The sequence below is a fragment of the Bacillus sp. Marseille-Q3570 genome (assembly GCF_946151055.1).
GTDB lineage: Bacteria > Bacillota > Bacilli > Bacillales > Fictibacillaceae > Pseudalkalibacillus.
On sequence record NZ_CAMGYZ010000008.1, the window covers coordinates 15,880 to 28,829 of the forward strand.

11 protein-coding genes are annotated in these 12,950 nt (G+C 44.2%); 10 read left to right on the forward strand and 1 reads right to left on the reverse strand.

Translation table 11 applies throughout. The features are described from left to right. Positions 1-123 precede the first annotated feature (123 nt). The 10 genes from N8M93_RS13725 (at position 124) to N8M93_RS13770 (ending at position 10,849) form a co-directional block, all read left to right on the forward strand. Complete coding sequence (locus N8M93_RS13725) at positions 124-1,038, forward strand: aspartate carbamoyltransferase catalytic subunit (RefSeq protein ID WP_261132717.1); 915 nt, start codon at positions 124-126, stop codon at positions 1,036-1,038. Further along, complete coding sequence (locus N8M93_RS13730; protein ID WP_261132718.1) at positions 1,022-2,308, forward strand: dihydroorotase; 1,287 nt, start codon at positions 1,022-1,024, stop codon at positions 2,306-2,308. Before N8M93_RS13725 ends, N8M93_RS13730 begins: the two co-directional genes overlap by 17 nt. Next, positions 2,305-3,405 carry a carbamoyl phosphate synthase small subunit gene (locus tag N8M93_RS13735; RefSeq protein ID WP_261132720.1) on the forward strand — a complete coding sequence of 367 codons (1,101 nt, stop codon included), beginning with the start codon at positions 2,305-2,307 and terminating at the stop codon, positions 3,403-3,405. Before N8M93_RS13730 ends, N8M93_RS13735 begins: the two co-directional genes overlap by 4 nt. Continuing rightward, positions 3,390-6,599, forward strand: a complete 3,210-nt coding sequence (gene carB, locus N8M93_RS13740; protein ID WP_261132723.1) for a carbamoyl-phosphate synthase large subunit — start codon at positions 3,390-3,392, stop codon at positions 6,597-6,599. The genes N8M93_RS13735 and carB overlap by 16 nt, the downstream gene beginning before the upstream one ends. Next, entirely contained in the window at positions 6,596-7,372 is a 777-nt protein-coding gene (locus tag N8M93_RS13745; protein WP_261132724.1) for a dihydroorotate dehydrogenase electron transfer subunit, read from the forward strand. Before carB ends, N8M93_RS13745 begins: the two co-directional genes overlap by 4 nt. Beyond that, positions 7,369-8,307 carry a dihydroorotate dehydrogenase gene (locus N8M93_RS13750; RefSeq protein WP_261132726.1) on the forward strand — a complete coding sequence of 313 codons (939 nt, stop codon included), beginning with the start codon at positions 7,369-7,371 and terminating at the stop codon, positions 8,305-8,307. The genes N8M93_RS13745 and N8M93_RS13750 overlap by 4 nt, the downstream gene beginning before the upstream one ends. After that, positions 8,280-9,002, forward strand: coding sequence for an orotidine-5'-phosphate decarboxylase (gene pyrF / locus N8M93_RS13755; protein ID WP_261132728.1), 723 nt, complete (start codon positions 8,280-8,282; stop codon positions 9,000-9,002). The genes N8M93_RS13750 and pyrF overlap by 28 nt, the downstream gene beginning before the upstream one ends. Further along, positions 8,983-9,618 carry an orotate phosphoribosyltransferase gene (gene pyrE, locus N8M93_RS13760; protein ID WP_261132729.1) on the forward strand — a complete coding sequence of 212 codons (636 nt, stop codon included), beginning with the start codon at positions 8,983-8,985 and terminating at the stop codon, positions 9,616-9,618. The genes pyrF and pyrE overlap by 20 nt, the downstream gene beginning before the upstream one ends. Positions 9,619-9,649: 31 nt before the next feature. After that, a complete protein-coding gene (locus N8M93_RS13765; RefSeq protein WP_261133054.1) occupies positions 9,650-10,297 on the forward strand; it encodes a class I SAM-dependent methyltransferase in 648 nt (215 codons plus the stop codon). A gap of 123 nt (positions 10,298-10,420) precedes the next feature. After that, the gene (locus N8M93_RS13770; RefSeq protein WP_261132731.1) at positions 10,421-10,849 is read left to right on the forward strand and encodes a DUF1801 domain-containing protein; all 429 of its coding nucleotides are present in this window, start codon (positions 10,421-10,423) and stop codon (positions 10,847-10,849) included. Positions 10,850-11,206: 357 nt separating this feature from the next. On the opposite strand, the gene N8M93_RS13775 is transcribed toward N8M93_RS13770, so the two are convergent. Beyond that, complete coding sequence (locus N8M93_RS13775) at positions 11,207-12,919, reverse strand: NFACT family protein (RefSeq protein ID WP_261132733.1); 1,713 nt, start codon at positions 12,917-12,919, stop codon at positions 11,207-11,209. Between the last annotated feature and the right edge of the window lie 31 nt (positions 12,920-12,950).

Consider the following 12,950-nt stretch of genomic DNA (forward strand, 5'->3'; position numbering starts at 1 on the left):
CCTGCGCTTAGGCTTGGCTTTTGCCAAGTTTACTTTAAAAAATATGGCTTTGATAAACGCTGAAGATTTTCGCTGAAAATTGACAAGAAGCCAAAATATAAAGAGTTAAGGAGCGTGTTTTGGGTGAATCATCTACTTACAATCGACGCTTTACAAACGAGTGCTATCGATGAGATTCTGCAAAGGGCCCAACATTATGCAGACAAAGATTTCAAAGTTGATAGCCAGAGTGAACCGAGATTTGTGGCGAATTTATTTTATGAACCGAGTACGCGTACGAAGTTCAGTTTTGAAGTAGCGGAAAAGAGACTTGGTCTGCAAGTATTGGATTTCGAATCTCAGTTTTCAAGTGTGTTGAAGGGGGAGTCATTATATGACACAGTCCGGACGCTTGAAGCAATCGGAGCGAATGCGGTCGTTATCCGCCATCCACAGGATCACTTTTACGAAGAACTGCAAGATATAACGATTCCGATTTTGAATGCTGGGGATGGATGCGGGAATCATCCAACTCAATCCTTGTTGGACTTACTCACAATTCGACAGGAGTTCATCGTCTTACAAGGTTTGACGGTCGCCATCATCGGGGATTTGAGACATAGTCGTGTGGCACGATCCAATGCAACCTTGCTATCGAAAATGGGCGCTAAGGTCATTTTCTCAGGACCGGAACAATGGTTTGACGCTGAACTCCCATACGGACAATATGTACCAATGGATGAAGCTGTAACAGAAGCAGATGTTGTGATGATGCTAAGGATCCAGCACGAAAGGCATGAGCAAATGATGGACTTGTCAAAACAGGAATATCATAATCAATACGGTTTAACGATCGAAAGAGAAAAGCTGATGAAAAATCATAGTATCATCCTGCATCCAGCGCCGGTGAATAGAGGAGTGGAAATTGCGGATGAACTGGTTGAAGGCCCTCGTTCAAGAATCTTCAAGCAGATGACGAACGGCGTAGCGATACGGATGGCCGCCTTGCATTGGGCACTACAAATAGAGGAGGAAGTAAGTTATGGGAATCTTACTTAAAAACGCTCGTGTATGGAATAAGGATAACCGAAAGCTGCAAGATGTATTGATCATCGATTCCAAAATTCAAGAAATCCGCTCAAACATAGATGAAGAAGGGCATGATACCATCGATGTCGATGGTCAACTTTTGGCACCTGGTTTTGTGGATTTGCATGTACATCTTCGTGAACCTGGAGGAGAGCATAAAGAGACGATTGAGACTGGGACGAAAGCTGCAGCAAGAGGCGGATTCACTACAATTGCAGCTATGCCGAATACACGTCCGGTCCCGGACAGTCAGACCACTATGATGAATTTACAGAAACGGATTAAAGAAACAGCGAGCACCAGGGTCCTCCCATATGCTTCAATCACAGTCCGCCAGATTGGCGAAGAGCTTGTCGATTTTGAAACACTGAAAGAAGAAGGCGCATTCGCTTTTACCGATGATGGGGTCGGAATCCAAAACGCAGATAAAATGCTGCAGGCGATGCAACGAGCAGCTGCACTGGATATGGCGATCGTCGCTCATTGTGAGGAAAATTCACTCATCCATAACGGTTGCGTCCATGAAGGAGAATATTCAAAAGCGAACGGTTTGGATGGAATTCCATCTGTGTGTGAAAGTGTACAGATTGCAAGAGATGTCCTTCTTGCAGAAGCGGCAGGGGTCCACTATCACGTATGCCATATCAGTACGAAAGAGTCTGTCCGAGTGGTTCGGGATGCAAAGAAAGCTGGAATAAATGTGACAGCTGAAGTAACACCTCATCATCTACTGCTGTGTGAAAATGACATCGTCGATCAATCCCCTGATTTCAAAATGAACCCGCCTCTTCGTGGGGAAGATGACCGGAACGCGTTAATTGAAGGCTTGCTGGATGGAACAATCGATTTCATTGCAACCGACCATGCCCCGCATACGGTGGAGGAAAAGGCTGTCGGCATCGAACGTGCTCCATTCGGAATTGTCGGCTTAGAAACGGCGTTTCCGTTATTGTACACATATTTAGTGAAACCTGGTATATGTGACCTGGACTTCTTGATCAGCCGGATGACGAAGGAGCCTTCAAAGTGCTTCGGTTTACCTTATGGCCGAATTGAAGAAGGAGCACCAGCGGATCTTGTCGTCCTCGATTTGGAACATGAGAGTCCGATACTTGTTGAAAACTTTGCTTCAAAAGGAAGAAACACACCATTTAAAGATCGAATTTGTAATGGATGGCCTATCCTGACATTAGTTGCAGGAAAAATAGCATATAAGAACGGGAGCGTGTTCACACCATGAAACGACAATTGATTTTGGAAGACGGTAGTATTTTTGAAGGCGTTGGAATCGGAAGTTTGCGTGAATCGGTTGGAGAAGTTGTTTTCACCACTGGGATGACAGGATATCAAGAAACGCTTTCTGATCCGTCTTATTGTGATCAAATCATCACTTTCACATATCCTTTGATTGGAAATTACGGTATCAACCATGAAGACTTCGAATCGATCGATCCTGCAGCTGCAGGAATAATTGTAAGCGAAGCAGCGATTGAACCAAATCACTGGCAATCGACAAGTACATTCGATGAGCTGTTGAAGGTAAAAGATATTCCTGGAATAACTGGCATAGATACCCGGGCTTTGACACGAAAAATTCGAATACATGGAACGTTGAAGGGGAAAATTGCTCCAATGGAAGCGGATGTCGGTCACATCACGGAAGAGCTGGCTCGGAAATCTTTACCGAGAGATCAGGTCAAGAAGGTTTCTACGCATACACCATACACTCTTCCTGGTAGAGGGAAGCGTGTCGTCCTGGTGGATTTCGGCGCAAAGCGAGGTATCTTAAGAGAATTGATCGAGCGAGGCTGTAATGTCACAGTCGTTCCTTATAACATAAGTGCAGATGAAATACTGCGGTTGCAGCCTGACGGGGTGATGCTCAGCAATGGACCAGGGGATCCGACAGATGTTCCGGAGGCGATCGAAATGGTCAAGAATATCCTTGGGAAAGTCCCAGTGTTCGGAATTTGCCTTGGACATCAGTTACTTGGACTAGCATGCGGTGTAAAGACAGTCAAAATGAAATTCGGACATCGCGGTGTCAATCACCCTGTGAAAGATCTGGAGAGTGGAAAGGTCATGATCACTTCACAAAACCACGGCTACACCGTCGACCCGACCGGTATTGAAGAAACGGAACTGTTTGTCACACATGTCGCGATCAACGATGAAACGATAGAAGGGTATCGTCATAAATCCCAACCAGCGTTCAGTGTTCAGTTCCATCCAGAAGCTTCACCAGGTCCGAATGACTCGAATGATTTGTTTGAGCAATTCATTTCTATGATGCAGACATCGAAGAAAGCGGGGAATCAAGTATGCCAAAACGTTTAGATATTGAAAAAATCCTTGTCATCGGTTCGGGACCGATCGTGATCGGTCAGGCAGCAGAATTTGATTATGCAGGCACCCAAGCTTGCCAGGCGTTGAAAGAAGAAGGATATGAAGTCATACTCGTGAATTCGAATCCAGCGACAATCATGACTGATACGACAATGGCTGATAAAGTATACATCGAACCACTGACTGTCGATTTTGTCAGCAGGATCATACGTAAAGAAAAACCAGATGGAGTTCTTGCAACATTAGGGGGACAAACCGGATTGAACCTTGCAGTTGAACTTCATGATGCAGGTATTTTAGAAGAATACGGAGTCGAGTTGCTCGGAACGAATTTGAATTCAATCCAACAAGCTGAAGATCGGGATCTCTTCAGAACATTGATGAATGAATTGGATGAACCGATTCCGGAAAGCGAAATCATCCGTTCTCTTCCGGAAGCTAAAGAATTCGTCGAGAAAATCGGCTACCCAGTGATCATCAGACCAGCATACACCCTCGGAGGTACCGGGGGAGGGATTGCCAGTAATGAAGCTGAATTGAATGAATTCGTATCAAGTGGATTGAAATACAGCCCTGTGTCCCAAGTGTTACTGGAAAAAAGCATTGCAGGTTACAAGGAAATCGAATATGAGGTCATGAGAGACGGAAACGACGGCGCAATTGTCGTATGTAATATGGAGAACATCGATCCAGTAGGTGTTCATACAGGAGATTCCTTCGTCGTGGCACCGAGTCAAACACTCACTGATCGTGAATATCAGATGCTACGGAATGCAAGTTTGAAAATCATCCGGGCCCTTGAAATCGAGGGGGGATGTAATGTTCAGCTAGCTCTAGACCCGGATAGCTCGAATTATTACATCATCGAAGTGAACCCGCGTGTCAGTCGATCATCCGCACTCGCGTCTAAAGCGACGGGCTACCCGATCGCAAAGCTAGCAGCGAAGATCGCTGTCGGTTATACGCTGGATGAACTGAAAAACCCAGTCACTGGAAGAACCTACGCCTCTTTCGAACCTGCACTGGATTATGTCGTCACTAAAATTCCGAGATGGCCGTTCGACAAATTCGAGGCGGCGAACCGTACGTTGGGAACACAGATGAAGGCCACTGGTGAAGTCATGGCGATCGGAAGGAATTTTGAAGAATCATTGCTTAAGGCCGTTCGTTCACTCGAGACAGACATCTATCATCTGCAAAGCTCGACCGATCCAGCCACTGTCACAGATTGGGAGGAGATCCTGAAGAAAACCGATGATCAAAGGATATATAACGTCACTGAGGCACTTCGGTCTGATGTTCCAATCGAGTCCATCTACGAGTGGACAAAGATTGATCCATTCTTTTTATCTAAGCTGAAGAACATCACCGAGATTGAAAAAGCATTGGAAGCAAACACCAATGATTATGAACTATTAGAGATAGCAAAGCATAGAGGATTCTCTGACAAGATAATTGCAAAGCTTTGGGATATGACGGAGTTTGAAGTCTACCAAAAGCGAGAAGAGAATCAGTTGATGCCGATCTATAAGATGGTCGATACATGTGCGGCGGAGTTCGATTCGGCTACGCCTTATTACTATGGAACATATGGTCAGGAAAATGAAGTTGAGGAAAGTAAGAAAAAGAGTGTTCTAGTATTAGGATCCGGGCCAATCAGAATCGGGCAAGGAATCGAATTCGACTATGCTACTGTCCATACTGTCTGGGCGATCCAGGAGGCAGGATATGAAGCGATCATCATCAACAACAACCCTGAAACTGTCTCCACTGACTTCAGTACTTCTGACAAGCTTTATTTCGAACCACTGACGGTTGAAGATGTCATGCATGTGGTCCGTCAGGAAAATCCGCTCGGAGTTGTCGTCCAATTCGGAGGGCAAACAGCTATCAATCTTGCATCTGAGCTTAGCAAAAGAGGTGTGGAAATACTCGGAACAAGCCTGGAGGATATGGATCGAGCTGAAGACCGTGATAAATTCGAGCGAACATTGCAGAATCTTGATATCCCGCAGCCTCCTGGAAAAACAGCGACATCTGTAGAAGGGGCAGTACAGATCGCGAAAGACATCGGTTATCCTGTATTGGTCAGACCGTCATATGTACTTGGTGGGCGCGCTATGGAAATCGTCTATCAAGAAAATGAGCTCCTTCAATATATGGAAAATGCAGTGAAGATCAATCCGGAACATCCGGTTTTGATCGACCGCTATCTATTCGGTAAAGAGATCGAAGTCGATGCGATTTCGGATGGGGAGACAGTCTATATCCCTGGAATCATGGAACACATCGAACGAGCAGGTGTCCATTCAGGAGATTCAATCGCGGTATATCCGCCGCAAACCATTTCAGAACAAATGAAAGAACAGATTATCGAATGTACCACCAGACTGGCTAGAGGCTTGAAAATCGTCGGATTGCTGAATATCCAGTATGTCATATGTAAGGATGAACTTTACGTGCTTGAAGTGAATCCAAGATCAAGCAGGACAGTACCGTTCCTAAGTAAAATAACGGGCGTCCCGATGGCGAACCTTGCAACAAAGGCGATTTTGGGAGAGAGCTTGGAGCAACTAGGATATGAAACGGGATATCATCCTGAACCGTCGGATGTTTTCGTCAAGGTTCCAGTCTTCTCATTTGCGAAACTACGCCGTGTAGATATTACGCTCGGGCCGGAAATGAAATCGACAGGTGAAGTGATGGGCCGTGACCGTACGCTCGAAAAAGCACTTTATAAAGGCCTGATCGCTTCTGGCATGAAGATTCCAACATTCGGTTCCGTATTGTTCACGATTGCGGATAAAGACAAAGAGGAAGGCCTATCACTCGTCGAGCGTTTCTATGACATAGGTTATCAGATACTCGCTACTGAAGGTACTGCCAACTTCATCAGAGAGCACAACATCCCGGTAACCGTCGTCAATAAGATCCAAGAGGGCAGCCCAAGTTTGCTTGACCGGATCCAGCAAGGCGAAGTACAGTTTGTGGTCAATACGTTGACTAAAGGGAAACAGCCGGCACGGGACGGTTTCAGGATTCGAAGAGAAGCCGTTGAAAATGGAGCTGTCTGTTTGACTTCTTTCGATACGGTGAAAGCTATTTTGAACGTAGTCGAGTCAATGACCTTTTCAGCTAATGAAATGCCATCCTTTGAAAAGAGAAAGGCAGGTGTACTTGCTTGAGGAAAGAGTTGACCAAAGTCATCCAACAAGAACGGATCGCAGACAAGATCTATGAGTTGACCTTCGAAGGTGAAATGGTTGCTGAGATGGTAGAACCCGGACAGTTCTTGCATATCAGAGTCGGTGAACAGTTTATGCCGTTGCTCAGAAGACCGATCAGTATCTGCGATGTTGACCTTGACCGCAAGCATTGCACAATTTTATATCGTGCAGAGGGGGAAGGCACTCAGCTTTTGACGAAAAAAAGACAGGGAGACCAATTGGATGTATTGGGACCATTAGGAAATGGTTTCCCTCTAGATACTGTTCAGGAAGGCGAAACGGCTTTGCTGATAGGTGGAGGCATAGGGGTTCCTCCCCTCTATTACCTCTCCAAGAATCTGGTGGCACGTAACGTACGTGTCATCCATGTCCTTGGATTTGCGTCGAACAAGGATGCCTTTTATGTTGACGAATTCGAACAACTTGGGAAAACCGCAGTCACTACAATTGATGGGACACTGGGATATCAGGGATTTGTAACAGATTACATTAAACAAGCACAACCTTCATATGACGTGCTGTATTCATGCGGACCGACCCCAATGTTGAAAGCGGTCGAGGAGCAAATGAATCCACAGCGTGCCTACTTCTCGCTTGAAGAGAGGATGGGCTGCGGAATTGGAGCTTGCTTTGCTTGCGTGTGTAATGTAAAAGATGATCCGACTGGTCACGCATATCGAAAAGTTTGTTCAGATGGACCAGTCTTTCCACAAGGGGTGATTCAACTGTGAGTAAATTCAATATTCAATTGCCTGGTTTAACGATGAAAAATCCAATCATGCCCGCTTCCGGTTGCTTCGGGTTCGGAAGAGAGTTCGCGAAGCTGTATGACTTGAGCCAGTTGGGGGCAATCGCCATCAAAGCCACAACAGATGAACCTCGTTTTGGGAATCCGACACCAAGGGTAGCTGAAACGCCTGGTGGTATGCTGAATGCAATCGGTTTACAGAACCCAGGTCTTGAACAAGTGGTTTCTGAAGAGTTGCCTTTTTTAGCGGACTATGATGTCCCCATACTTGCAAATATCGCAGGGACAACCACAGAAGATTATGTTACTGTCGCCCGGACCGTTTCCATATCACCGAATGTGACAGCACTAGAGTTGAACATTTCATGTCCTAATGTCAAAGAAGGCGGAATTTCATTTGGTACGGATCCTTATGTCGCGGCTGAACTGACAAAAGCAGTGAAGGAAGTTTCTGAAGTACCCGTCTATGTGAAACTCTCTCCAAATGTGACAGACATAACTGAAATTGCTCAAGCCGTCGAAGCAGCTGGTGCCGATGGGTTAGCAATGATCAACACTTTGCTCGGCATGCGTATCGATTTGAAGACAGAAAAACCTGTCATTTCGAATTGTACGGGTGGATTATCCGGCCCTGCAATCAAACCAGTAGCGATCAGGATGATTTATGAGGTCAGCCAGCGTGTAAAGATTCCGATCATTGGTATGGGCGGGGTTACATCTGCGGATGATGTCCTTGAGTACTTTTTGGCAGGCGCAAGTGCAGTGGCGGTAGGGACAGCTAATTTCGTCAACCCGTTCGTTTGCCCGGAAATCATTGCAGAGCTGGAAGAGAAATTGAAAGAAATGAAGGTCGGACATATCAATGAGTTGATCGGAAGGAGCTGGAAGTCTTGCTACAGCCCATCATTATCGCGTTAGATTTCGAATCGAAGGAAAAAGTCCTGACCTTTCTAGATTCATTTCAGGATGAGCAATTATTCGTGAAAGTAGGAATGGAACTATTTTATCAAGAAGGACCAGATCTGCTCCGGATGTTGAAGGACCAAGGGCACGCCATCTTTCTCGATTTGAAGCTTCATGATATCCCCAATACAGTAAACAAAGCGATGAGAGGTTTGGCGAAGCTTGATGTCGATCTTGTCAACGTCCATGCGATGGGCGGATCTGAAATGATGAAAGGTGCAATCGAAGGTTTAGTGGAAGGAAGTCGAAGCAGACGTCCCAAATGTATCGCAGTCACACAACTTACAAGCAGTTCCACGAAAATGTTGAACGAAGAGCTGAATATCCCTGATCCAATTGAGAAATCAGTCATTAAGCTAGCTGAAAATACACAAAACGCAGGTCTAGATGGTGTGGTGTGCTCACCATTGGAAGTACCGCTCATCAGGGAACATTGCGGGCAATCATTTTTGACGGTCACACCTGGAATCCGTCTGTTCTCGGATCAGAAAAATGATCAGAAGCGGATAGCGACTCCGGCCCGTGCACGAGAGCTAGGAAGTGATTTCATCGTCGTCGGCCGCACGGTCACGACATCTGTTGATCCGCTTCAAACATACCGGAAAATCGAAAATGAATGGGGGATTACTTATGAAACACCAGGTAGCTAAGTATCTACTAGATATAGAAGCAGTATCATTAAGTCCGAATGATCCATTTACATGGTCTTCTGGAATGAAATCACCAATCTATTGTGATAACCGTCTGATCATATCTCACCCTGAAATCCGTTCCAAGATTGCTGATGCATTTGTTGAATTGATAAAAAAGTATTATCCAGAAGTTGAAGTCATTGCTGGAACGGCGACAGCTGGGATTCCCCATGCAGCATTGGTCGCTGATCGGATGAACCTTCCAATGGTGTATGTCCGATCCAAGGCAAAAGCACACGGTAAAGGTAAGCGGATTGAAGGGAAGCTTTCAGAAGGCTCCAATGTCGTTGTGATTGAAGATTTGATTTCTACAGGAGGCAGTGTCCTCAATGCAGTGGATGCTGTAGAAGAGGATGGAGCCCGTGTTCTAGGATGCGCGGCAATTTTCACCTATGAATTGCAAAAAGGGAAAGAGGCATTTGCAGCTCGATCATTGGACGTGCAAACCCTTTCTGATTTTAGTACATTAGTACATGTAGCCGCAGAAGATGGGACCATTTCAAACGACTCGATCAACCAGTTGAATGAGTGGTGTAATAATCCTGAATCCTGGTCGAACGTGGCATCAAAATAAAATCGATCTGGAGTGAAGCCTGGTGAGGAAAATGGAAGGGGAGGACTTTGATCAGCTTGTTTCTTTTTTTGACGGGATGGCGAGGACAAGCTGGTTGAGTTCGATTCATGATAAGTTGAAAATACAATCAGGAAGCTGGGAAGGTGCTCACGTATTGGACGTAGGTTGTGGAACCGGGCGCCTTTTATTGCGTGGGATTGAGGAAGCAGAGCATGTGACGGGAGTCGATCTTTCTTCAGAAATGATAAAAGCAAGCAAACAAAACTTTTTCTTACATAACCGTGCTGAGAAATCGACGTTTTTGATTGGAGATGCTTATGACCTGCCCTTTGAAGACGATACATTTCAAGTCTCGCTCTCTACATGTGTGATGTTTCTCCTTCCAGAGCCAGAAAAAGGACTGAAGGAACTGATCCGGGTAACAAGTCCTGAAGGAACAATTACAATGTTGAACCCGAGCAAGAAAATGAATCAACTGAACGCATTCGATTACAGTAAAAAGAATGGTATCACGGGATTCGAACAGACGACTTTACTGAAATGGTCGAATGTTTCGACCCGCAGGCATCGATATACTTCCCTAGAATTGACGGAATTGCTTACTCGCTTGGGTGCAAAAAAAGTAAGCCACCAAGAAGTATTGGATGGTCTCGCGGTGATTACAACCGCAGGAATTTAAACATCCCTATTCATTTTTAGTGTAAAAGTGAATTCTTCATTTCACTCTTCATGAAGGAAATTCGTGATGCCTGGAGTAATTAATGTAATAGCAATTCGAATTATACTGAAGAGGAGAGGTCGAATGTACGAATTGAAAACGAAGGAAAATGACAACAGCGTTATTGAATTCATAGAAAATGTCGATAACCCTAAAAAGCGTCAGGACGCCTACGAATTACTGGACATCTTCACAGAAACGACGGGTTTCAAGGCGAAAATGTGGGGACCAAGCATCATCGGATTCGGATCTTATCATTACAAATATGAATCAGGTCATGAGGGAGATGCGCCTTTAGTCGGCTTTTCACCAAGAAAAGCGAAAATAAGTTTGTATTTTGCCCCTGGGGATCCAAAGCGCGACGAACTGTTGAAGGATTTCGGAAAACATACGACAGGGAAGGCTTGCGTGTACATAAACAAAATCGCAGATATTGATGACGACGTACTTAAGGAATTGATCAACCATTCTGTGAAGTTCCTCCAGGAAACATATCCAAAAGCAAATAAATAAAGGCTGTTTTCTAAAAGATTGTTGCTTTTGAGTCAATTATAAAAACTCACCTTATACAAGTTGAGTGGAGAGCAAGGTATATAAAAGAAGGGCAGTCCTTTTCAGGCTGCCCTTTCCTGTTGCATGTAATTTAGTATGATGACGAGCTGAGATTAGAATAACCAGTTGACGATGAAACTGATGACGACGATTGCTCCAATGATCATTAAGATAGTTCGTAGCATGAATAACTTCCTTTCTGATTTCGAATTTTACTGAAACTTATGTGAGTTTAATTTCTTAATTGTATAATTCACTACTCTTACGAAAATTAAACCTTTTACATTAAGCTTTTGAAAATTCTCACCATACAGAAGTTCATCCGCGTCGTTGCAGCAATTGAAAGACCAGATCCTCGTCAGGAGTGACGTAAATGGTTTTTTGATGATCATAGGTTACGAAACCTGGTTTTGCACCGCTCGGTTTTTTTACATGTTTGATAAATGTGTAATCGACAGGGACGGAACCCGAGTGTTTCGCTTTACTGAAATAAGCTGCTATATTCGCAGCTTGCTGCAGGGTTGTTTCATCAGGATTGTTACTTCGGATGACGACGTGTGAACCTGGAATATCTTTCGTATGAAGCCATACATCGTTCGCATTGGCAAATTTGTTTGTCAAATAATCATTCTGTTTGTTGTTTTTTCCGACCCAAATATCCACGTCGCTTGTAGAACGGTAATGCTCAATAGCCGGTTTATGATTTTTCTTTTGCTTGGATTTGTTCTTTTTCTTTAAGTAATGACCCTCTTCCAACTCCTCGCGAATTTCCTCTACATCACTTGCAGACGCTGAGTCCAGCTGTTGTACCAAAGATTCAAGGTACTTGATTTCGTCCTGCGTCTCGTTGATCTGTTCATGGACATATTGAATCGAATTTTTTAATTTATTATACCGTTTGAAGTAATGCTGGGCATTTTCCGAAGGGGTTTTTTGATTGTCTAAGGGTATAGTGACTGTACCGCGATTCTCATCATAATAATTAGGCAATTCTGCTTCTTTCATTCCACGGCTCAGCTGATAGATGTTCGCAGTGATCAGTTCCCCATAAAGCTTGAATGTTTCAGCTTTTTCAGAGTTTGATAAGGTTTCCTCCAACTTCGGCAATTTCTGTTCGTTTTTTTTCAGTTCATTCCTCAGGAATTTCTCAAGATCGTTTGCCTGTTGTTTGACTCGATCTCTTTCTGCTTTTCCGAAAAAGTAACGGTCTAAAAGGTTGCTGATTGTATGAAAATGGGTCATCTCTCCTTTTAAGTGGGATAATTCGACGACTGAATAATATTCTTTATCATCTGTTACGAGCATAGTCGGTTGATAAATATGGTTTCTTACATTTTCCATCACTTTTAGAAAGGAGGAAGATAGCGAACTGTGGTCCCCTAACTTTGACCTCGAAATGATTTCCTTGGCAACAAGTGGAGAGATCCCTTCGAAATTACTAACAATTTGCCGGTCAAGTTTCCCGCTGTTGAAATCCAGTCTGCGAATGAAAGCGTCTTCATCTGCCTCTAGTGGGTTTGCTTTGTTTTGTGCTGGAGGAAAAATGTAGGTACTTCCTGGAAGCAGTGTCCGGTGTCTGTTTTGAGTGGGCGGAATATGCTTCACACAGTCGAGTATTACATTGGAATCAGCATCCACCAGGGAGATGTTACTGTGTCTTCCCATGATTTCAACAATCAACAGTTTGTGAGTAATGTCCCCAATTTCATTTCTTGAAGCAATATGGAAAGTGACGATGCGCTCAAGTCCAGATTGTTCGATCCGGTCTATGATACCACCTTCAAGATGTTTACGAAGCAACATACAAAACATCGGTGGTACTTTAGGGTTTTCATATTGCTGTTCAGTGATATGTATCCTCGGAAAACTTGCATTTGCGGATAATAACACTCGTTTGGATTTGCCTTTTGAACGTATGACAAAGATCAACTCTGTCGGAAATGGTTGATAGATTTTTGTGATTTTTCCTTGCGCTAGGTTTTCGGTAAGTTCGTGTGTAATGGCTCTTGTCATGATACCGTCGAAAGACATAATGTTTCACTCCAATATATTGATACTTGCA